At 72.2% G+C, this 19,912-nt stretch carries 21 protein-coding genes and 1 pseudogene; 8 read left to right on the forward strand and 14 right to left on the reverse strand.

All coding sequences use genetic code 11. The features are described 5' to 3' along the window. Positions 1-40: 40 nt before the first annotated feature. The 4 genes from ACIF83_RS38675 to ACIF83_RS38690 form a co-directional block, all read right to left on the reverse strand. The gene (locus ACIF83_RS38675) at positions 41-766 is read right to left on the reverse strand and encodes a DUF4328 domain-containing protein (RefSeq protein ID WP_399734323.1); all 726 of its coding nucleotides are present in this window, start codon (positions 764-766) and stop codon (positions 41-43) included. A gap of 60 nt (positions 767-826) precedes the next feature. Then, positions 827-1,360 carry an NUDIX hydrolase gene (locus ACIF83_RS38680; protein ID WP_393475405.1) on the reverse strand — a complete coding sequence of 178 codons (534 nt, stop codon included), beginning with the start codon at positions 1,358-1,360 and terminating at the stop codon, positions 827-829. Between the two features lie 674 nt (positions 1,361-2,034). Next, entirely contained in the window at positions 2,035-2,436 is a 402-nt protein-coding gene (locus ACIF83_RS38685) for a DUF1877 family protein (protein WP_393475226.1), read from the reverse strand. Further along, the gene (locus ACIF83_RS38690; protein ID WP_393475223.1) at positions 2,390-3,316 is read right to left on the reverse strand and encodes a LysR family transcriptional regulator; all 927 of its coding nucleotides are present in this window, start codon (positions 3,314-3,316) and stop codon (positions 2,390-2,392) included. Before ACIF83_RS38690 ends, ACIF83_RS38685 begins: the two co-directional genes overlap by 47 nt. 124 nt (positions 3,317-3,440) lie before the next feature. On the opposite strand from ACIF83_RS38690, the gene ACIF83_RS38695 reads away from it, so the two are divergent. After that, positions 3,441-3,929: a DUF2871 domain-containing protein gene (locus ACIF83_RS38695; protein ID WP_393475220.1), complete on the forward strand. Its 489-nt coding sequence runs from the start codon at positions 3,441-3,443 to the stop codon at positions 3,927-3,929. Here ACIF83_RS38695 and ACIF83_RS38700 read toward each other — a convergent pair. From ACIF83_RS38700 to ACIF83_RS38715, 4 genes are all read right to left on the reverse strand, one after another. Continuing rightward, positions 3,865-4,758, reverse strand: coding sequence for an RNA polymerase sigma-70 factor (locus tag ACIF83_RS38700; RefSeq protein ID WP_393475218.1), 894 nt, complete (start codon positions 4,756-4,758; stop codon positions 3,865-3,867). The genes ACIF83_RS38695 and ACIF83_RS38700 overlap by 65 nt on opposite strands. Before the next feature lie 4 nt (positions 4,759-4,762). Further along, positions 4,763-6,022 (reverse strand): NAD(P)/FAD-dependent oxidoreductase, encoded by a 1,260-nt coding sequence (locus ACIF83_RS38705; RefSeq protein WP_399734327.1) that lies wholly within the window; start codon positions 6,020-6,022, stop codon positions 4,763-4,765. A gap of 123 nt (positions 6,023-6,145) precedes the next feature. Further along, on the reverse strand, positions 6,146-6,562 hold the full coding sequence (locus ACIF83_RS38710; protein WP_398138849.1) for a hypothetical protein: 417 nt from the start codon (positions 6,560-6,562) through the stop codon (positions 6,146-6,148). Positions 6,563-6,682: 120 nt separating this feature from the next. Further along, entirely contained in the window at positions 6,683-7,369 is a 687-nt protein-coding gene (locus ACIF83_RS38715) for a DUF6445 family protein (protein ID WP_393475209.1), read from the reverse strand. A gap of 264 nt (positions 7,370-7,633) precedes the next feature. Between ACIF83_RS38715 and ACIF83_RS38720 the strand changes: the two genes are divergently transcribed. Continuing rightward, the gene (locus ACIF83_RS38720; RefSeq protein ID WP_393475403.1) at positions 7,634-8,380 is read left to right on the forward strand and encodes a DUF4142 domain-containing protein; all 747 of its coding nucleotides are present in this window, start codon (positions 7,634-7,636) and stop codon (positions 8,378-8,380) included. Here the strand turns inward: ACIF83_RS38720 and ACIF83_RS38725 are convergent. The 3 genes and pseudogenes from ACIF83_RS38725 to thrS all read right to left on the reverse strand — a co-directional run. After that, positions 8,377-8,784 (reverse strand): annotated as a pseudogene (locus tag ACIF83_RS38725) (DUF3459 domain-containing protein); the annotation flags it as partial. The gene ACIF83_RS38720 and the pseudogene ACIF83_RS38725 overlap by 4 nt on opposite strands. A 104-nt stretch (positions 8,785-8,888) precedes the next feature. Next, positions 8,889-9,854, reverse strand: coding sequence for a nucleoside hydrolase (locus ACIF83_RS38730; RefSeq protein ID WP_393475206.1), 966 nt, complete (start codon positions 9,852-9,854; stop codon positions 8,889-8,891). A gap of 31 nt (positions 9,855-9,885) precedes the next feature. Further along, a complete protein-coding gene (gene thrS, locus ACIF83_RS38735; protein ID WP_393475203.1) occupies positions 9,886-11,124 on the reverse strand; it encodes a threonine--tRNA ligase in 1,239 nt (412 codons plus the stop codon). A 339-nt stretch (positions 11,125-11,463) separates the two neighbouring features. Between thrS and ACIF83_RS38740 the strand changes: the two genes are divergently transcribed. Beyond that, entirely contained in the window at positions 11,464-12,246 is a 783-nt protein-coding gene (locus ACIF83_RS38740) for a hypothetical protein (RefSeq protein WP_393475200.1), read from the forward strand. A gap of 28 nt (positions 12,247-12,274) precedes the next feature. Here the strand turns inward: ACIF83_RS38740 and ACIF83_RS38745 are convergent, their stop codons facing one another. Next, a complete protein-coding gene (locus tag ACIF83_RS38745) occupies positions 12,275-12,991 on the reverse strand; it encodes a L,D-transpeptidase (RefSeq protein WP_398138847.1) in 717 nt (238 codons plus the stop codon). Then, entirely contained in the window at positions 12,984-13,484 is a 501-nt protein-coding gene (locus tag ACIF83_RS38750; RefSeq protein WP_399734333.1) for a SigE family RNA polymerase sigma factor, read from the reverse strand. The genes ACIF83_RS38745 and ACIF83_RS38750 overlap by 8 nt, the downstream gene beginning before the upstream one ends. A gap of 115 nt (positions 13,485-13,599) precedes the next feature. Here ACIF83_RS38750 and ACIF83_RS38755 point away from each other — a divergent pair, with 115 nt between their 5' ends. The 3 genes from ACIF83_RS38755 to ACIF83_RS38765 are packed head-to-tail and all read left to right on the forward strand — an operon-like array spanning position 13,600 to position 16,327. Beyond that, positions 13,600-14,079: a sigma factor-like helix-turn-helix DNA-binding protein gene (locus ACIF83_RS38755; protein ID WP_399734336.1), complete on the forward strand. Its 480-nt coding sequence runs from the start codon at positions 13,600-13,602 to the stop codon at positions 14,077-14,079. Further along, the gene (locus ACIF83_RS38760; RefSeq protein ID WP_399734339.1) at positions 14,076-14,747 is read left to right on the forward strand and encodes a hypothetical protein; all 672 of its coding nucleotides are present in this window, start codon (positions 14,076-14,078) and stop codon (positions 14,745-14,747) included. The genes ACIF83_RS38755 and ACIF83_RS38760 overlap by 4 nt, the downstream gene beginning before the upstream one ends. Next, entirely contained in the window at positions 14,744-16,327 is a 1,584-nt protein-coding gene (locus ACIF83_RS38765; RefSeq protein WP_398138845.1) for a transglycosylase domain-containing protein, read from the forward strand. Before ACIF83_RS38760 ends, ACIF83_RS38765 begins: the two co-directional genes overlap by 4 nt. A gap of 10 nt (positions 16,328-16,337) precedes the next feature. On the opposite strand, the gene ACIF83_RS38770 is transcribed toward ACIF83_RS38765, so the two are convergent. Beyond that, a complete protein-coding gene (locus tag ACIF83_RS38770) occupies positions 16,338-17,681 on the reverse strand; it encodes a tetratricopeptide repeat protein (RefSeq protein WP_393475185.1) in 1,344 nt (447 codons plus the stop codon). A gap of 110 nt (positions 17,682-17,791) precedes the next feature. Between ACIF83_RS38770 and ACIF83_RS38775 the strand changes: the two genes are divergently transcribed. Both ACIF83_RS38775 and ACIF83_RS38780 read left to right on the forward strand, forming a co-directional pair. Further along, positions 17,792-17,998: a hypothetical protein gene (locus tag ACIF83_RS38775; RefSeq protein WP_393475183.1), complete on the forward strand. Its 207-nt coding sequence runs from the start codon at positions 17,792-17,794 to the stop codon at positions 17,996-17,998. 259 nt (positions 17,999-18,257) lie between these two features. Continuing rightward, positions 18,258-19,826 carry an LCP family protein gene (locus ACIF83_RS38780; RefSeq protein ID WP_393475181.1) on the forward strand — a complete coding sequence of 523 codons (1,569 nt, stop codon included), beginning with the start codon at positions 18,258-18,260 and terminating at the stop codon, positions 19,824-19,826. Positions 19,827-19,912 lie beyond the last annotated feature (86 nt).

A 19,912-nucleotide genomic window follows, 5' to 3' on the forward strand; every position in this document is an offset into this window, starting at 1 on the left:
GGCACACCACCACCCACGCCCGGGCAGACGGTGCCGGGTCTCAGCCCTCGGCGGTACCGACGGCGGCGGACTCCGCCACGCCGCCCTGCCGTTGTCCCTGCCGGATCCGCTCCACCTGTACGGCGGTGACGGCCCGTACGGCGAACGCACCGGCCACGGCGGCCCCGATGACGGCGGCGTCGGACACGAGCAGCGGCCACACCTCGCTGTACGCCCGAGCGATGAGCTCGTCGGTGGAATCGCGGTACATGATGCCCACCCCGCCGAGCATCCCGATCACCCAGAGCCCCCACCACACGTTCACGGAGACGGGCAGCTTGCGCTCCGGAGCGGTGGTCCGAAAGGCGTCGGCGACGATCCCGCGCGGGAACCACAGGTTGACAACGGGCACGAGCCACCCGAGGTAGACCCAGATCCCGGCGTACTTCGGCGCCTGCCCCGTGAGCACACGCGCGTTGTCCCGCACTCGCCACATCCACGAGAGGAAGAGCAGCGCGCAGAGGAAGGCGGCACCGCCCCCGAGGCTGGTGACGAGGTGATAGGAGTCCTCCAGCCCGTTGAGCGCCCGGTGCACCCCGTCCCCCTGGTCCGGCGGCCCCGAGGCGGGCTCCCCGGCCACTGCCAGCCGCACTTCCCACACCGCCCGCACGACCCACGCGAGCCCCGCGAGCAGCAAGGCCCCGGCAGTCAGTTGCCCGGACAGCTTGATGGGCCTCACGCCGAGGGAGCGGTAGCGCGCAGCAGGCTCCGCTATCTGTTCGTTCACCGCATCATCCTGACGCACGCCGACACAGACTTGCCAGGGACACGCCAGCCGCGAGGGCGATCAGCGCATGCCCTCGTCCATGAGCACGTACAGCAGCCCGACGAGCGACCCACTGCTGACGATCTCCCGCCGGTCGATCATCCCCCGCACCTCACCGAGCGGCACCCACTCGATCCGGTCCGACTCGTTCTGCTCGACGGGCGGACCTGCATACGTGGCCCCGTCCGCACGAAAGACATGATGCTGAGAGTCGGTGATCCCGTTCGCCGGCTCGGCGTAGATGAGAGGCTTCAGCGGCCCGGGACGCCAGCCGGTCTCCTCCAGCACTTCACGCGCCGCCGCCTCCTCCGGCGTCTCCCCCTCCTCGACCAGTCCCATGGGGAGTTCCCAGGCCCACGAGTCCGTGATGAACCGATGCCGCCACATCATGAGAATCTCGCGCCGCTCATTGACGACGGCCCCCACCGCCAGGTGACGCAGCCGCACCACGTGGTAGTCCCCCCGCAGCCCATCGGGCTGCTGCACGTCCACCAGGCACAGATTCACCCACTGATTCGAGTAGATCCGCCGCTCCCCATAGGTCTTCCACTCCATCAACGCACCCTTTCCGCCGGCTGCCTGCAGCTTCGCAGAGAGGGTCACGCCGACACGCCCCTCAAGATCCCGTGCGGATGAAACCGCGCAGATCAGCACTACCCGCACGAACCCGATGGGTACGGTGTCCGCCTTTGTAGGTTGAGGTCGTGGGCGACGAGGCGATCACCATCAGGCTCACCCACGACCAGGCCTCGATGCCGCCGAGGAACGCCTCCACAAGGACCGGTACGGCGAAGCCGATGAGCCGACGGAGCCGACGGAGGATGACTGAGCCTGCGCGACGTCGAAGCCACCTGGAATGCCTTCGGCGAGTTTCTCCGGTTCGAGGTCGAGGGGATCGAGCGACCCGAGAACGACGGCGACGGCTTCATCCTCGAATGGGGCAGGTGGGATTGGAACGACGATCAGCCTTCGCTGTCCTTCGGGCGACTGCCTGGGCAGATCTCGACAGCCTCGGGCATCAGGACACCGGATTCGACTACTCCGAGATCGGAGCGCCCAGGATCACCGCGCTGGGAGAAACGCGCCGGTTCATCGAGTCCTGCCCCCACCTGGCGGCCATGTGGCGAGCCGAGCCCATTCACAGCGGCTTGACCCTTGAGCGAGCGGGGTAGCTGCTGTGCCCGTACAGCACCCGGGCTGAGATCACATCCCTGTCGTGCCCCCCCCCGCTAATCCAGCCACACGAGCATCGCCGCATCTGCCCCGGCAGCAACCCCGAAGAACTGCGTGAGGCCGTCGTACCAATGACGCCCCCACTCCAGTGCGCCGGGCTCGCTCCATCCCAGGGGGTACACCTCGGCACCGGTCAGTTCAGCAGGATCCACCCCCCTGATGAGCTGGAAACTGCTGCGCCCGTCCCGGTTCAGCGCAAGGCACCTCGTGCTTCGCCAGATGGGCGACGCCCGTGTCCGGAGGGGTGTCTTCCTGCCATGGCCTGGCAAAAGGCCGTCAGACTTCCCCGGCCGTAGGAGTTCCCGGGCCGTAGGACTTCCCCGACAGCAAGGCTTCCCTGGCAGAAAGTCGTCAGGTCTCCGGGTTCTGCGCCGGCAACGCGCACCAGCAGTCCGCACCGACCGTCGGCGGCGCGTCGGACAGCGCCTCGGTGAAGGAGCGGATGAGCGGGCTCTCCGCGGCCGTGCGCCAGACCGGGGCCCATCGGGACGGCGGGGCGTCGACGATGGGGATGAAGGCCAGGTTGGGCCACGGGTAGAAGTCCGCGATGTCGCCGGACACCGAGGCGACGGCCTGACCGGTGGCCACGGCGGTGAGGGCCTCCTGCCACGTCGAGACCTGCGGACCGCGGGGGATGGGACGACCGGAGGGGGTGTGGAAGGGATTGAGGGCCTCTTCCATGTAGGCCGGCAGGGAGCGGCTGGCCACGAACGCGCAGTCGGCGAGATCCTCCAGGCGGATGGCCTCGCGCCGGGCGTACGGGTGGGAGGCTCCGGTCATGAGCAGGGTCCGTGAGGCGTAGATGACCGGGCCCACGGTGAGGTCGGGTTCCTCGACCGGCAGCCAGAGTACGGCGATGTCGACGTCCCCGGAGCGGAGCAGGTCCAGCGGGGCGGGGGGCTGGATCTCGCGGAAGCGCACCTGGATCTCCGGGGAACGGGTCCGCAGGAGGGCCACGGCGTCGGACAGCATCCAGGAGTGGGGACCGACGGTGCCGACCGTCAGGGTGTCCGTCCCGCGGGCGGCGGCCTTGGCCGCGGCGACCCCGTCCATGATCTGCCGGTATCCGGCGCCGAGTTCGCGTTGCAGCTGCTCGCCGAGCGGGGTGAGCCGTACCGCGCGGCTGGTGCGTTCGAACAGAAGGCCGCCGATCTGCCGCTCCTGCTTCTTGATCGACTGGCTGACCCGGGCCTGGGTGACGTGCAGGCGGTGTGCCGTGCGGCTGAAATGCAGTTCCTCGGCGAGGGTCAGGAAGATCTCGATGTCGCGGAGCTCCACTCGCGCCCCTTCGGACTCATTAGCCGACGGTTATGACTCGTTATCAGGTTCATCGTTGATGCCCGAACGGGCCGGGCGCAAGGTGGGGGCCGACGCCGACGCGGATTCACGGGGGAAGACGCAGATGAGGAAGATCCTCAACACCGCTCACATCTACATGATCATCGGGCTGGTCAGCGGTCTGTACTACCGCGAGCTGACCAAGGCCGAGGACTTCGAGGGAGACACCCAGCTCGCCGTCGTGCACACCCATGTACTGGCGCTCGGCATGCTGTTCTTCCTCGTCGTCCTGGCACTGGAGAAGCAGTTCGCGCTGACCTCCCACCGGCTGTTCAACTGGTTCTTCTGGACCTACAACGCCGGCCTGGCGGTGACCGTCGGCATGATGACCCTGCACGGCACGCTGACGGTCCTCGGCCACTCCGGCTCTGACGCCATCGCCGGGATCGCCGGTCTGGGCCATGTCCTGCTGACGGCGGGCCTGGTGCTCTTCTTCGTCACGGTGGGCAAGTGCCTGCCCGGCGTCTCCGGGGCGCAGGACGCCGGAGTCACTCGCCCGAAGGACGCAGCCCCGTCAGCTTCTCCGGGTTCACCTGCAGGCGCAGATTCCTGATGCCGTCCTCGGACAGGTCGTAGGTGAGGGCCGCCACCGGCACCTCGCCCGCGGTGAACAGGATGCCCAACTCGCCGTTGACGACGGCCTGTCGGAAGGTGACACCGGCCGACTGCGGCTTCGCCAGGACGCCGAGGATCCAGCGCGCCACATGGTCGGGGCCGTGCAGCGGGCGGCGGGCCGCGGTGACCTTGCCGCCGCCGTCCGACCAGCACGTCACATCCGGCGCCAGAAGTTCCATCACCGCGTTCAGGTCGCCACCCGCGCACGCCTCGATGAACCGGGTGGTGATCCGGGCCCGCCGGTCCGGGTCCGTGTCGTAGCGGGGACGGCGGGAGTGGACGTGGTTGCGGGCGCGGTGGGCGATCTGGCGGACAGTGGGTTCCGGGCGGTCCAGGATGTCGGCGATCTCCGCGTGGGAGTAGCCGAAGACCTCGCGCAGGACGAACACCGCCCGCTCCACCGGGGCCAGCGTCTCCAGGATCACCAGCACGGCCGTCGACACGCTGTCCGCCAGCTCCGTTTCCTCGGCGGCGTCGGGAGAGGTGAGCAGGGGCTCGGGGAGCCAGGGGCCCACGTACTGCTCGCGGGTCGCGCGGGCCGAGGTCAGGCGGGTCACGGAGAGGTTCGTGACCGTGCGGACCAGGTAGGCGCGCGGGTTGCGGACCGCCGAGCGGTCCGCCGCGTTCCAGTTGAGCCAGGCGTCCTGCAGGACGTCCTCGGCGTCCGCCACACTGCCCAGCATCCGGTACGCCGTCGCGAACAGCAGCCGCCTGTTCTCGAGGTACGGGTCCGGGCTCCCACCGGGCTGCGCCTGCGCGATCTTCATGGGATCAACCTGCCAGAACGACCCCGCTCGTGTCGTCGGCGGCGACCTGCTTCCTCGCCCGGCCCGCCTTCGACATCGCCGCCGTCACGTTCATGCGCCGGCTCAGCCGGTAGAACGGCAGCGGGCTCCCGCTCACCAGCTCCTTGTACCGGACCGCCGCCCGGCCCTTCAGGTACGCCCGCCGCGGGGTGTCGTCCGGGTGCGTGAACTGGATGACCGCGTCCCTGCGGCCGAGGCTCACCGGCTGGTGCACGTAGCCGAAGCGGAAGGGGCGGACCGGGCGGCCGCACAGCAGGCGGGCGATCGCGTCGGCCGTGTACGCCGCCGTCGGCATCCCGCTCTGGCAGGTGCCGTGCAGCGTGCCCCAGGGCATCCGGATCGCCGCCGCGTCCCCGATCGCGTGGATCTCGGGGTGGGAGACCGAGCGCAGGGTCTCGTCCACGAGCAGCAGGCCCCGCTCGTCCACCGCCACACCCGCCCGCGCCGCCAGCGGCGAGACCCGTACGCCCGCCGTCCACACGCACACCGCCGACTCGAGCGCCTCGCCCGACGCCAGCTCCACCGCGTCCGGCAGCACCTCGGCCACCCGCGCGCCGGCGCGGACCGTGACGCCCAGGCGGGTCAGGGCTGCGCGCAGGTACGACCGTGCCTCCCCGCCCATCATCGCGCCCGGCTCCTGCGTGCAGAGCAGGGTCACCGACAGGTCCGGGTACGACTCCGCGATCTCCGTCGCGGCCTCCACACCGGTCAGCCCGCCGCCGCACACCGTCACCGTCCCCGCCGTCCCCGCCGCCTCGGCCAGCCGCGCCGCCAGACGGCCCGCCGGACCGTGCCCGTCCAGGGTGTACGCGTGCTCCTCGGCTCCGGGCACCGCGCCGGTGTCGGCGCGGCTGCCGAGGGCGTAGACCAAGGTGTCGTACGGCAGTAGGACCGTGCTCGCGTCACCCTCGTCCCCCGCGTCCACCGTCACCGTGCGCGCACCCGGGTCCAGGGCCGTCGCGTACCCCTGGACGAAGGTGATCCCCGTGCCCGTCAGCAGGTCGGGGATGGAGTGCTCGGCGAGTTCCTGGCCCGTCGCCGCCTGGTGCATGCGCAGGCGCTCGGTGAAGCGGGCGGAGGGGTTGACCAGGGTCACCCGGACGCCGGTGCGGCGCGTGCGGTGGGCCAGACGGATCGCGGCCAGCATGCCGGTGTAGCCGGCGCCCAGCACCACGACCCGATGGCCGCCCTGCGCCCGTCGTCCGGTCTTCGGCTGCTTCGACATGTCCACTCCCGGGGTCGGGTCACCGGGCACGTCGTCTTCGTCCGGTGCCGGTGACGACCATGGGACTGGCGAGCCCCGCCGTGCGTGACAGGCCGCCCATGTGACCCGCGTCACGCGCGAGGGTCAGTCGGCCGGGCGCCCCGGCTGGTAGGTGGCGAGTGCCCAGATCACGAAGAAGTCGATGGCGATCATGACGAGCGCCCAGATCGGCGAGTACGGCAGGAACAGGAACTGGGCGATCACGCTCAGGGAGGCGAGGCCGATACCGACGGCGCGGGCCCACTCGGCGCGCCTGAGGACACCCGCGCCGGTGACGACGGCCACGACACCCAGGATGATCAGGATCCAGCCCCAGCCGGTGAGGTTGATCTTGTACACGTAGGCGCCGATGCGGGTGTACACGTCGTCGGACGCGATCGCGGAGATGCCCTGGAGGATGGCGAGGACACCGTTCACCAGGAGCAGCACCCCCGCGAAGACGAGCCCTCCCTCGGCCCAGTCGGTGTCCCCCGCCCGTGCCGGTGGGGTGTGCTGCGTCATGGCCGTACCTCCGCCGTCGTCGTCCCGAGTCGGTCGTACGTACGACGATCCGGCCCACCCGGCCGGGAGGCCACGGGGGTTGCTCCGTACGGGTGAGCCGGTGGGCCGGGGCGGAACGGCTCAGGCCATCCAGAAGAAGACGGCCGTCATCCGCTTCTCCGCCAGCTCCTTGCCGAAGTAACCGGTCGCGCTGTGCACCAGGTTGGCGTTGTAGAGGAGGAGGCGGTTGTACCGGTGCGGGACGCGGACGTCCTCCTCGAAGGCGTCCGGGGCGACGAAGCGGGTGCCGAGGGCCTCGACGAGGTTGTTGTGCGGGGCCTGGACGACGTTGCCGCCGAGCCGGCCGCCGGGCAGGGACTGGCGGAAGAAGCTGGTGCCGCAGTCCTTGGGCACGTGCGGGTTGAGGTACAGCACGGCCGCGTACCGGCACAGCGCACGCGAGTCGGTGTGCGGGCGCGGTTCGCTCTCGCCCTCGCCGACCACCTGTACGCAGTTGTGGTTGAGGGTGCCGCCGCCGGGCGCCTGCTGCACCCACAGCTCCTTGGCCCCGGTCGCCTGCTTCACCAGCCGCTCGATGCGGGCGAGTTCACCGGGCTCAAGACCGGGCATCGCGCGCAGTCCGGGCCAGGTCTCCGAGGTGTACGGGTAGCCCTTGACCCAGTCGTCCTTGGCCAGACACCGCTCGCGTACGGCGTCGACGTTCGGCAGGACGTCGTCCAAGACCCAGTAGTCGCGGCCCTTGGTGGGCTTGCGGTAGGGCAGGACGGGCAGCGCGGCGGGCGTTCTCGGAGGTGGCTGTGGGGGCATGCGGCGAATCTAGGCCTGCGTTTCCCCTCGCTTCTCCCGAGGAAGAGTCAACTCTCCTGCGGGATGGTCAACCTTTCACCAACTGCGCTCTTCGGCCCCTCACGCGGGACCGGGACGAATCTTTACCCGAAACCACCGACACAAATGACCTCCGCATCCGTACTTCTGTGCGTCCGAACCGCCTGCAGGCGGATCCACGGCCGGGCAGGAGGCACGGTGCGCATTTCGCGGAACGCGACGGGAACTCTCTTCGTGGGCGGTGCAATGGCGCTGACCCTCGGCGCGCTCGCCTACCCGAGCATGCTCGGTGTGAGCACCGTCTCGAGCTCCCCGGACCGTGTCATCGCCAACACCCAGTGGGGTCCGCTCACCGAGTCCGACCGGGACTTCGTGGTGAAGGTGCGAGCGGCCGGTCTGTGGGAGTACCCGGTGGGGCAGATCGGGCTGCAGAAGGGCACCACCAAGGGGGTCGTCGAGGCCAGCAAGCACCTGGTCGACGGGCACGCCGCGCTGGACACCACCTGCCGCAAGATCGCGCCGATGCTGAACATCACGCTGCCCAACGTGGCGAGCCCCCAGCAGGAGGGCTTCGTCAACACGCTGAAGTCGGAGAGCGGCAAGAAGTTCGACACCGACTTCGCCAACATCCTGCGGATGACGCACGGCTCGATCTTCAACACGGTGGCGAAGATCCGGTCCACGACCAAGAACTCGCTGGTGCGGGCTCTGGCCGACCAGGCCAACGACACCGTGCTGGACCACATCACGGTGATGGAGAAGACCGGTCTGGTCGACTTCGACCAGACCCTCTTCCAGCAGACCACCCCGCCGAAGCTGCCCAGCTCCGACCTGACCCCGCCGCCCCCGCCGGCGGGCCAGCCGGAGGTCGTGCTCACGCCGCCGCCGAACGCCACGTCCACACCGGTGAACATCGACGGCCTCACCGGCGGCAACGGCGGGGGCTCCGGAGGCGCCTCCCCCGCCCCCAGCCCGAGCCCGACCGTGGGCTAGGTCAGCCACGCCGTGGTGTCCGGCGGGAGGACGCCCGGCTCCGGGAGCGGGGTGCTGGCGAGCAGCACCTCGCCCGGGGGCAGTCGTACCGGCCCCGCGGTGAGGTTGGTGACGCAGCGCCAGGTCTCGGTGCGGGCGAAGTCCAGCACCCCGGCCGGGGCGTCGGGCGTCCAGGTCAGCGTCTCGCCCTCCAGCAGCTTGCGGCGCAGCCTCAGCGCGGCACGGTAGAGCTCCAGGGTGGAGCCCTCGGCACCGGACTGGGCCTCGACGGCGTACGAAGCGAAGGACGCCGGCTGCGGCAGCCACGCGACCCCGGACCCGAAGCCGTACGACGGTCCGGTCGTCGTCCCCGGCAGCGGCACCCGGCAGCCGTCGCGGCCCTTGCGGGCATGGCCCGTCTGCTCCACATCGCCGCGATCGACAACACCACCCGCAAGCTGACCGGGTGCCGGCCGCCTCCGACTGAGTCCGGGCCGTCCGGTCCGACGTCCGGTCCGCCGGACCTGCCCTAGGTCCGCTCCACCGTCTCCAGGTACAGCTTCACGTACCGCTCCACGTCCACCGCCAACGCCACGTCCACCAGGGCCTGTTCGCGGGTGCCGCCGTGGATCTCGGACTCGCCGGGGCGCGCGCGGCGGTCGACGATCGTCTGGCCGCGGGTCGGGCCGGGGGCCAGGGAGACCTCGACGGGCAGCAGGCGGGTGGTGATGCCGGCCGGGTCCGCGACCGCGCACACCGCGCCCGCGTCACCGAGGCCGCCGGCCGGATCGTCGCCGTCGGGGTCGGGTGCGGACGGGCGGTGGGCCAGCAGCTCACCGGCCAGCCGGGTGCCCGGTTCCCTGCTCTCCCGCAGCCGCCGTACGTCCGGGCCCGGTACGAGGACCTGGGTGAACACGTCGAGCCCGTACATGGTGATCGGCACCCCGGCGGTGAGCAGGACCGCCGCCGCCTCCGGGTCGTGCCAGACGTTGAACTCGGCGACCGGCGTGGCGTTCCCGGTGGCGACAGCGCCGCCCATGAACACGATCCGCTCGATGTTCCGGGTCACCTCCGGGTGGGTGCGCAGCAGGAGCGCGATGTTGGTGAGCGGTGCGGTCGGGATCAGGGTGACCGGGGTCGGGGAGGCCAGGATCTCGCGGTGCAGGAGGGTCACGGCGTCCACGGCGGCGCGGGCGCGTCCGGGCGCGGGCAGGCCGAGGTCGCCCATGCCGTCCACGCCGTGCACGTGCCGGGCCGAGCGGGCCGGCTCGATCAGCGGGCGCTCGGCGCCGCGCGCCACCGGGATGTCGGGGGCGCCCGCCTCCTCCAGCACGGTCAGGGTGTTGTGGACCACCCCGTCGACGTCGGTGTTCCCGGCCACACAGGTCACCGCCCTGAGGTCCAGGCCCGGGTGGCGTACGGCGAACAGCAGGGCCAGGGCGTCGTCGACGCCGGTGTCGCAGTCGATGATCACGGGGATGGGCTGACCGGTCACGGCGGTCTCCTTCCGTCGTACCGACACTAGATCAGGACCAGAGTGCGGTGCCCTTCGCCGCCACCTGGTCGGCGACGCGTCGCAGCAGCTCGGGCACGGGGAGCGCGCCGGGGCGGCGGCCGTCCCGCAGGCGCAGGGCCGCGAGGCCCGCGTCGGCCTCCCGGTCGCCGATCACCGCCTGGTACGGGACCAGGCGGGCCGCGCGGATGCGGGCCCCGAGGGTGCCCTGCTCAGGGGCGGCGAGTTCGGCGCGCAGGCCCAGCGCGGCCGCCTCCCGGACCACCGCGGCCGCCCGCTCCGCCTGCTCCTCCGCGACCGGCAGCACGGCCAGCTGTACGGGAGCGAGCCAGGCCGGGAAGGCCCCACCGTGCGCCTCGATGAGGTGGGCGACGGCCCGCTCCACGCTGCCGATGATGCTGCGGTGCACCATCACCGGCCGGTGCTTCGCGCCGTCGGCTCCGATGTAGTGCAGATCGAAGCGGGCCGGCTGGTGGAAGTCGATCTGCACGGTGGACAGGGTGGACTCGCGGCCGGCCGGGTCCGCGATCTGCACGTCGATCTTGGGGCCGTAGAAGGCGGCCTCGCCCTCCGCCTCCTCGTACGCCACGCCGGACTCGGCCAGCACCTCCTTCAGCAGCGCGGTGGCCCGCTGCCACAGCTCCGGGTCGGCGACGTACTTGCCGCCCTCGCCGGGCAGCGAGAGACGGTGGCGTACAGCCACGATGCCGAGGTCGGCGTAGGCGCGGGCGATCAGCTCCAGCGCGGCGCGGGCCTCGTCGACGGCCTGCTCCAGGGTGCAGAAGATGTGGGCGTCGTTGAGCTGGATGGCGCGCACGCGGGTCAGGCCGCCGAGGACGCCGGACCGCTCGGCGCGGTACATGGTGCCCAGCTCGGCGATGCGCAGGGGCAGTTCGCGGTAGCTGTGGGAGCGGGAGCGGTAGATCAGGGCGTGGTGGGGGCAGAGGCTCGGGCGCAGGACGACCTCCTCCGCGCCCAGGTCCATCGGCGGGTACATGTCGTCGCTGTAGTGGTCCCAGTGCCCGGAGATCTCGTACAGCTCGCGCTTGCCGAGCGCGGGCGAGTACACGTGCCGGTAGCCGGCGGCGCGTTCCGCCTCCCGGATGTACTCCTCCAGGGTGTGTCGTACGACGGCCCCGTCCGGGAGCCAGTAGGGCAGGCCCGCGCCCATCAGCGGGTCGGTGTCGAACAGGCCGAGTTCACGGCCGAGGCGGCGGTGGTCGGGTACGCGGTCGCCGATCGGGTCGGTCATCGGGGTCTCCTCGGTGCGGGAGGCGAACACCCCGGTGCATGCCGAAGCCCCGGGGCGTTCGCCCCGGGGCTTCGGACTGGCTCAGGTGTCAGCGCGCCGGGACGGTCTCCGGCGTCGTCGTGCTCTGCGGACACGGCTGGGCGCGCTTCATGGGGCCACCGTAAGGGCGGCCCCTGTTGCAGGGCCATCGGTTTTCCACGGGCCGTCCCCGCCGCTCACCCGGACGGGTACTGCCGCCCTCACCCGGACGGCCCGGAGCGCTGGTGAGCAGGTCGCGGCGGTGGTGCCGTGAAGGGAGGCACCTCCACCCCCACCTGCCCCGCCAGGGAGGCACCCCAGATGACCGCCGCCATACGCCCCCACGCCCTCCCTCTCGCCGCCCTCGCCACCGGCCTCCTCACCCTCACCGGCTGCGCGACCCTCGGCCTGGAACGCCCGCCGTCCGCGCACCAGCCCCTGCCCACCGTCGACAAGCCCTCCCCCGCGGCGAAGCCCTCGGCCCGGGCCGACGGATCCACGCTCACCGACGACCAGGCCCGGGCCGCGCTGATCACGGAGACCGACCTCGGCGCCCCCTGGTCCGCGACGCGCGGGGCGGCCACCTGGCGGGACGGCCTGCTGAAGGCGACCACCACGGCCGGGGAGTGCCAGCGCCTGCTCGACGCGCTCTACTCCGACGAACTCCTCGGCGCCCCCGCCCGGGTCGCCGTGGGCCTGGACGACGACGACACCGACGCCCAGCTCCGCTACCAGATCGCCGCCCGCCGCCCGTCGGACGTCGACGCCGCCCTGAAGTGGCTGCAGACGATGCCGGTCCAGTGCGCCCGCTTCACGGCCACCTCGGAGAACGGTCTGGTCGAGGACGTCCAGGTCCAGGAAGCCCCGCTGCCGGAGGTCGGGGACGTGCGCCAGGGGCTGCGCGTCAGCGTCGCCACCACGACCTCCGACGACCAGGATGTCCTCCTGACGATGGACGTGGCCGCCGTCCGCGTCGGCGAGGACGCCTTCGCCCTCACCAATGCCGGCCTGGGCGACGTACCGAACGACGCGACACAGCTGGCCGTCCAGATCGGCGCACTCCGTCTGGCGGACGTACGCAAGCAGGGTCGGGCCCAGGTCTGACCGCCGCCCTCCGCCAGGTCCCGTCGGCCTAGGACGGCGTCGACGCGGAGGCACCCGGCGACGGCGTCCGTCCCGTCACCAACACCACCGCGCCCTTGTCCAGCCGCGCGTACACCCACTTCGCGTCGGCCTCGGGCAGGCCGATCCAGCCGCCGGTGGACGCGTAGTTGCCCGGGGCCTTCAGGTCGTAGGTGAGGGCAATGACGGCGGTGGTCCTCTTCGGGTCCGCGGAGCGCAGTTCGATCACCCACGGAACGCTCGGCATCGACGTGCCGCTGCCGCTGCCACCGCCGCTCCCGATCTCCATCTGCCGCTTCAGCGACTTGGCGACGACCGTGAACCGGCCGGTGGGCGTGGGACGTTCGGCAACACCGGAGGAGATGGGCATCATCCGCCCGTCGAGGGTCATCGTCATCCCGGTGAGGTCGACGACGGCATCGGCGGGGACCGGAGTCGGGCTGGGTGCCGGGCTGGTCCGCAGCAGGGGACTCGCGGCCGGAGTGGTGCGGCGGCCGGAGTCGGAGTCGTGGCCGAGGCCGACGGTCACCGTGACGGCGAGGGCCGCCGCGGCGGCCACCCCGCCGACCACGACGGTCGTGCGCCGGCGACGGCCACGCCGTACGGCCAGACGGCGGATCTCGGCACCGGCGACGGGCGGTGGTGACTGGTGGCCATCGGCCAACGTCCGTAGTGCGCCCGAGAGTTCGGGGTGGAGGTCGGCGTCGTAGTCGCGGTCATCAGACACGGTCGCCCTCCCTCTCCCCCTCGCCCGGGGCCAGCACCCGGGCCAGTGCCGCGCGGCCACGGGACAGACGGGCCTTGACCGTCCCCACCGGGGCGCCGGTTTCCGAGGCTACTTGCTCCACGCTCAGGTCGCACAGATGGTGCAGGACGACGGCCATCCGCTGGGCCTCGGGCAGGGTGCGCAGTGCGGAGACGAGCGCGGCGTGCTCGGGGTCGGGCCCGGGCACGGACTCCGGCGGCGGGGTGCGCCGCACCAGCTCCAGCCAGCGCCGGGCGCGCCGCCACCGGCTGACGGCGAGCCGCATCGCGACGGTCCTGACCCATGCCTCGGGCGCCCCGTCCGCGAGGAAGTCGCGCCGCCGGTCCCAGGCCCGTACGAACGCCTCCTGCACGACGTCCTGCGCCTCGCCGTGATCCCCGGTGAACGCGTAGAGCTGGCCGGTCAGCCGGGGGAACGCGGCGGCGTAGAACGCGTCGAACTCGTCCTCGGTCATGCCTCCCCTGCCACTCGTGCCCCAACTTCCACGCACCGCCGTGCAACCCGGACCGCTTCGCGGTGCGTACAGGTCCCGTACGCCGCACATCGAAACACATCGCAGGGGGAACCCGATGACGACCAGAGCCGGCCGCCGACCCCGTCATCGCGCCGGTCGCTCCGGCCGCCGGACCGAGTTCGGCGGCTACGCCGCCGTGGCCTGGCCGCGCCTGCTGCGCACGGCCCATCTGCTGACCGGCGACCCGGCCGAGGCCGACGCCCTGACGCGCACCGCCCTGTCCGACGCGTACGCACACTGGCGGCGCATCCCGGGCAACGACACCGACTTCTACGTACGACGGCTGCTGGTGCGCCGCCATCTCGGCCGCCACCTCGGCCGCCTTGTCGGCCGTCGGCCGCACCGCACGGTCCCCGCGCCGCAGGCGCCGCTCGCCCGCGCCCTCACCGCCCTGCCCGCCCGCCAGCGGGTGGTGCTGGTCCTGCGCCTGGGCGAGGACCTGGACCGGCTGGAGATCGCCGAGATGCTCGGCTGGTCGGTCGGCGCGGTGAAATCGTACGAACGACGGGGGCTGAAGGCCCTGGGGGCAGCATGAAGCGCGGGCAACCAGAACCGCTGGAGGGCGAGTTGGGCGAGGCCTTCGCCGCCGCCCGCGACGATGTGCCTCGCACGCCCGTCCCGCTCGCCGCCATCGAGCGGGAGGGCCGGGCGCGGCGCCGACGGCGCCGGATCATCGTGCTGCTGACCTGCTGTCTGCTGGTGCTGGGCCCGCTCGGCTACGTCGGCCGGCGCCTGATGGGCGTGTCCGGTGACGGGCCCGTGACTCCCGGACGGTCGGTGGCCGCCGGGACCGTTCGTGTGGTGGCCGCCGGTGAGCACGTACGGCCGCTGTCCGGCGAGGAGTTGTGGCTGACGAAGGACGGCGCGCACTGGTCGTCGCCCCGGGGCGGGGGCGAGTCCCTGCCGGTCTCGGGGCTCTCCGCGGAGCCCCCGACCGTCACCCTCCGGCTGGAGGTGACCGGCCGGAGCGGGCTGCTGCTGTCCGGCGTGCACCGCGGCGGCGGACCGGCCGCCCGAGTCGAGGTGCGGCTGCCCTCGGGCAGGACCACCGGGACCGTGCTCACACTGGCGGGGAATCCGGGCTGGGACGTTTGGTACGCGACCCCCCGGCTCCCGGCCGACAAACAGGAGCTGATGCACACCCGGGTCACGGTCTACGACGCCGACGGCAAGGTCCTGGCGCGGGGCGGGGTGGGCCGGTGAAACGTCTCCTCAAGCATCTGCGCCGCCGCCGGGCCCGCTGGGTCCGGCGCATCCTCGGGGCGCTGCTCGCGCTCTGCCTCGCGCTGGTCGGCACGGTGTGGGTGGCGTACCTGCTCACGGCCGTCCCGGACCCGCACCCGGAGACGGTCAGCCAGAGCACGGTCTTCCTGGACGCGGAGGGGGAGTACCTGGGCCGGCGCGGGCCGGTGGACCGACAGGACGTGTCCCTGGCGCAGGTGCCGCGGCACGTCCAGGACGCGGTGATCGCCGCCGAGAACCGCTCCTTCCGCACGGACTCGGGCGTCTCGCCCAGCGCGATCGTGCGCGCGGCCGTGGCCACACTGTCCGGCGGGGAGCGCCAGGGCGGTTCGACGATCACCCAGCAGTACGTGAAGAACGCCCTGCTGAGCCCCGAGCAGTCCCTGACCCGCAAGGCCCGTGAGGCGCTGATCGCCGTCAAGCTGGACCGCACCCGCTCCAAGGACTCGATCCTGGAGGGCTACCTCAACACCGTGTACTTCGGCCGGGGCGCGGCGGGCATCGAATCGGCGGCGCGGAACTACTTCGGCGTGGACGCGAAGGACCTCACGGTGTCGCAGGGCGCGGCGCTCGCGGCCATCATCAACCGGCCGACGTTCTACGAACGGGCGGGCTCGGACGCCAAGGTCACCACGACGCTGCAGAAGCGCTGGCGCTGGGTCCTGGACGCGATGCGCTCCTCGGGCAGCATCACGGCCGCGCAGCGCTCCTCGGCCGCCTTCCCGGCCTTCCGCTTCTATCCGCCCGGCGACACGGACGGCCAGCGCCAGTACCTGATCGACGCGGCCGCCGCCGAGGCCGCCCGCCGTCTCGGCATCACCCAGGACCAGCTGGCGCGCGGCGGCTACACGGTCCGTACGACCTTCGACCTGAGCACTCAGTACGCGGTGTCGGAGCGCGTGCGCCAGCGGTCCGCGGGCCTGCCCAAGGGCACGAAGCTGCACGCGGCGGTGATCGTCATGGTCCCCGGCGACGGCGCGGTCCGTGTCCTTTACGGCGGTACGGACTACGCCCACCAGCCCTTCAACGACGCCCTGTCGGGCGCCGTGGAGGCCGGTACGGCACTGCGGCCCTTCAGCGGCCTGCCGCTCGGCGCGCCGCTGTCCGAGCTCGCGAGCACCGCGGCACCGACACCGCTGACCGTGGCCTCGGCGTACGCGACCGCGGCGGCGGACGGCACCTACGCGACGCCGTACATGGTGGAGCGGATCACCCGGGGCGGCGACACCGTGTACACGGCCCACCCGGACCGGCACCGGGTCATGGGCGCCGTCATGGCCGCGGCGGCGGCGAAGTACGCGGTCACGGGCGAGCCGGCGACGTACACCGGCGGTGCGGGCACGGGCCCCGGCACCCGGACGCTGTGGCAGTCGGCGTACACCGGTCGGCTCGCCCTCACCACCGCCCTGTTCGCCGAGCATCCGGCCACGAAGGGGCACCCGGCGCGACCGGCCCACCTCCCGTCCTCGGCCGGGGACCTGGCCACCGGGGTCCGGTCGGACGTGTTCGCGCCCAAGGCGGTGACGCCTGTGCGCAGATGAGGGCGGCCGGTCACAGGGGCGGCTGCGCGGGCGCCGGGCCGAGGGTCGTGGTGCCCGGCGCCGTGCGGTGGCCGAGACCCGTGCGGTAGGCGTCCAGGGCCGCCTCCACGCGGCCGGTACGGCGCAGCAGGTCGCCGAGGAGGCGGCACAGGTCGGCCAGGTCGCCGGCGGCTCCGGCCCGTTCCAGGAGGCTGAGGGCGCGGACGTAGTGCTCCTCTGCCGCCTCGGTGTCACGGGCGTCCTCGGCGATGATGCCGAGGAGGCGGTGCGCGGCGGCGGCGTGCACGGCGCCGCGTTCGGAGGAGAGGTCGCCGAGGACGCCGTTGAGCAGGTCGGCGGCCTCGGCCGACTTGCCGCGCCGGTGCAGGACGTCGGCGAGTTCCACGGCCGCCTGGCTGCGGTAGAGGGAAGCTCGGGTCTGCGCGAGCATGGTGAGGGCCTGGCGCAGCTCGGCCTCGGCCCGGTCCAGGTCGCCGTTCTGGGCGCAGACGTAGCCGCGCATCCAGTGGCAGTTGGCGAGTTCGGTGCGCAGCTGGAGCTGGCGGTACAGCTCGGCGGCCTTGGCGAGGGAGGCGTCGGCCTCGGCGACCCGGCCCTCGGCGAGCAGGGTGCGGGCGACCGAGCGGTGCATCCGGGCGATCAGCGCGGGGTCGGCGGCCTGTGGGGCCAGGGCCAGGGCGAACTCGGCGGCCTGGGCGGCGCGGGCGTGGGCGCCCATGTCCATGTAGGGGCCGATGGCGCTGGCGTAGAGGAGCAGCAGGGCGTCGGGGTCGTGCAGACCGCCGCGGTTGAGTTCGTCGAGGGTGGATTCCAGGAGGTAGACGGCGTAGCGGAGTTCGCCGGCGAGGTAGTGGGCGATCGCGCGGCCACGGACGGCCGGGACGCGGCTGGGGAGGCTCTCCTCCGCGAGGCGGTGCTCGGCTCGCTCGAAGTGGTCGCGGGCGCTGGACAGTTCGCCCGTCTGCAGGGCGCATTCGCCGAGCCCCAGGAGAGCGGTGGCCTGCTCGGCGACCAGGCCGTGCGTGTCCGCCTCGGCGAGCAGCGCGGTGTACTGGCCGGCCGCCTCCTCCGCCTTGCCGTCGGCCAGGGCGCGCTGCGCCTCGGTGAGCCGCAGCCGGAGGGCGGTGGCGAGGCGGGCGGGCCGGCCGACGGCCAGCTCCTCGAAGGCGACGCCGAGGCGGTCCGCGATGTGTCTCAGCGCCTCGTCGGAGGCGCGGACCCGGCCCGCCTCCAGGGTGGAGATGTAGGCGGGGGTGTACGCCGGTTCCGCCAGCTGGCGCTGGGTCAGGCCTTGTTCGGTGCGCAGTTGCTGTACACGCCGGCCGACGACCTCCGGATCGTCCCGCTCACGCATTTCCTGCTCCCCCCAACTCCATTGGCACCTCTTGCCGTTCGGGTTCCGCGCCCCTAGGTTAAACGGCGAATTAAGCATGTTTAACAGGCCGCTGTTGTTGCGAGGTCGCCGTGCACGGACGTACATACGCACCCTACGGACACCCCACCGCACTGCCCCCCTCCCGGCCCCGCCCGAGCGGGGGCAATCCGGCCGCGCGGGGCGTGGCAGCGGCCGTACTCGCGATCACGGCACTGATCACGGCGGCGAACGCGGGCCCGGCCCGGGCGACGGACGCCCCGCCGAGTCCGCCGACCGTGCAGCAGTCCCAGCCCTGACAGATCCTCCGGTACGGCGCGTCGGGCACGTACCTCCGGCCCTCGACCCCGCCCAGCCCGGCGGCGGCTTCCCGGAAGCGAAGTCCGAGGCCAACCGGCAAAGAAATCACGGCAGTTCGTCAACCCCCGAGAAGGTTGTACGCGAGTGGCATATCTCACCACTCGCCCCTGCATAGATGGCAGCGCCGTTAATGTGTGCGATCCGGTGCAGCCGCGACGAGGCCGACGTGCGCTTCGTCAGGGCGGGGAGGGCAGGGGAATGACGCTGGAAGCGCAGGCGCGGCCGAAGAACCGGGGGCGGCACGGCGGTGGCGGCGGCCGCAGACGCGGCGGCACCGAACCGGACGCCCCGCGCCCCAAGCGCCGGATACTGCGCTGGTCGGCGGCCACCCTGGCCGTCGTCATACTCGGCACCGCGGGCGCGGGTTACCTCTACTACGAGCACCTCAACGCCAACATCAAGAAGGCCAAGCGGAACCTGGGCGACTCCGACGTGCCCGAGGCCACCCCGAACGCCGCCGGCCAGACGCCGCTGAACATCCTGATGATCGGCTCGGACAGCCGGAACACCGCGAAGGACCTGAAGCTCGGCGGGTCCAAGGCCGACGTGGGCCGCCCGCCGCTCGCCGACGTGCAGATGCTGCTGCACGTCTCGGCCGACCGCAGCAACATGTCCGTGGTCAGCCTCCCACGCGACACGATGATCCCGATCCCCAAGTGCACGACCGACGAGAAGAAGTACGAGGCGCTCTCGCTGGCCATGGCGAACGAGTCGCTCGGCCGCGGCGGCCCGGGGTGCACCGTCGCCACCTGGCAGAACCTCACCAAGATCCACATCGACCACTTCATGATGGTCGACTTCTCCGGCGTGGTCGACATGGCGGACGCCATCGGCGGCGTCCCGGTCTGCGTCCGGCAGAACGTCTACTCGCACACCTCCGACGGCCACGGCTCGGGCCTCAAGCTGAAGGAGGGCACCCACCCGGTCAAGGGCGAACAGGCCCTGCAGTGGCTGCGTACCCGCTACGGCTTCGAGGACGGCACCGACGTCGCCCGCACCCACGCCCAGCACATGTACATGAACTCGATGGTCCGCCAGTTGCGTGCGAACGCGACGCTGGGCAACCCGACCGAGATGCGCAGGCTCGCGGAGGCCGCGACGAAGGCGCTCACGGTCGACGAGGGCCTCGGCACGGTCAAGAAGCTGTACGACCTGTCCGGGGAACTGCAGAAGGTCCCGACCAAGCGGATCACCATGACGACGCTGCCCACCGTGCAGTGGTCGCAGGACCACAACCGGCTGGTGCCCGCCCCCGGGGACGCCGACCGGCTCCTCTCCATGGTCCGCGACGACACCCCGCTGGACGGCCGCGCCGCCAAGCACAGGACCGAGCAGAAGGCGAAGGCCCCCTCGACCCCGGCCGGCACCCTCGCGGTCCAGGTCCGCAACGGCACCGGGACGGCCACCGAGGCCCCGGCGCCCCAGCGGGCGAGCGCGGTCACCCGGGTCCTTCAGGGCAAGGGGTTCACCCGGGCCGAGGCGGACGTCACCGCAGCCACCGAGGCCAAGACCCTCGTCCTCTTCCCCAGTGCCGACCTGGAGGGCGACGCCCAGGCCGTGGCCAAGGCGCTCGGCGTCCCGCTGGGCCAGGTGCACCGGTCGACCGACGTCTCGGGCGTCACGCTGGTCGTCGGCGCGGACTGGCGCACCGGCGACACCTACCCGAAGAGCAAGAGCCCGGACAAGGCGCCCTCGACGGCGGCCGTGCTGCCCGGCGACAAGGAGGACGCGTGCATGGAGGTGCAGAAGGGCTTCACCTGGGAGTGACGGGGGGAGCCGCCTTCGCGGGCCCCCGACCTGACGAACCGCCCGAGCTCCCCTGCCACCCGGTCCGTCCCCGGCAGGACTCTCCC

The sequence above is a fragment of the Streptomyces sp. NPDC085866 genome (genome assembly GCF_044541035.1).
Classification (GTDB): Bacteria; Actinomycetota; Actinomycetes; order Streptomycetales; family Streptomycetaceae; genus Streptomyces.

Coding starts and splice junctions, on each gene's coding strand:
- ACIF83_RS38700 (WP_393475218.1), bottom strand. CDS start 4,758: ATGAAGATCGCGCAGGCGCAGCCCGGTGGGAGCCCGGACCCGTACCTC.
- ACIF83_RS38770 (WP_393475185.1), bottom strand. CDS start 17,681: ATGCGTGAGCGGGACGATCCGGAGGTCGTCGGCCGGCGTGTACAGCAA.
- ACIF83_RS38740 (WP_393475200.1), top strand. CDS start 11,464: ATGACCGCCGCCATACGCCCCCACGCCCTCCCTCTCGCCGCCCTCGCC.
- thrS (WP_393475203.1), bottom strand. CDS start 11,124: ATGACCGACCCGATCGGCGACCGCGTACCCGACCACCGCCGCCTCGGC.
- ACIF83_RS38755 (WP_399734336.1), top strand. CDS start 13,600: ATGACGACCAGAGCCGGCCGCCGACCCCGTCATCGCGCCGGTCGCTCC.
- ACIF83_RS38680 (WP_393475405.1), bottom strand. CDS start 1,360: ATGGAGTGGAAGACCTATGGGGAGCGGCGGATCTACTCGAATCAGTGG.
- ACIF83_RS38780 (WP_393475181.1), top strand. CDS start 18,258: ATGACGCTGGAAGCGCAGGCGCGGCCGAAGAACCGGGGGCGGCACGGC.
- ACIF83_RS38705 (WP_399734327.1), bottom strand. CDS start 6,022: ATGTCGAAGCAGCCGAAGACCGGACGACGGGCGCAGGGCGGCCATCGG.
- ACIF83_RS38760 (WP_399734339.1), top strand. CDS start 14,076: ATGAAGCGCGGGCAACCAGAACCGCTGGAGGGCGAGTTGGGCGAGGCC.
- ACIF83_RS38715 (WP_393475209.1), bottom strand. CDS start 7,369: ATGCCCCCACAGCCACCTCCGAGAACGCCCGCCGCGCTGCCCGTCCTG.
- ACIF83_RS38720 (WP_393475403.1), top strand. CDS start 7,634: ATGGCGCTGACCCTCGGCGCGCTCGCCTACCCGAGCATGCTCGGTGTG.
- ACIF83_RS38750 (WP_399734333.1), bottom strand. CDS start 13,484: ATGACCGAGGACGAGTTCGACGCGTTCTACGCCGCCGCGTTCCCCCGG.
- ACIF83_RS38710 (WP_398138849.1), bottom strand. CDS start 6,562: ATGACGCAGCACACCCCACCGGCACGGGCGGGGGACACCGACTGGGCC.
- ACIF83_RS38695 (WP_393475220.1), top strand. CDS start 3,441: ATGAGGAAGATCCTCAACACCGCTCACATCTACATGATCATCGGGCTG.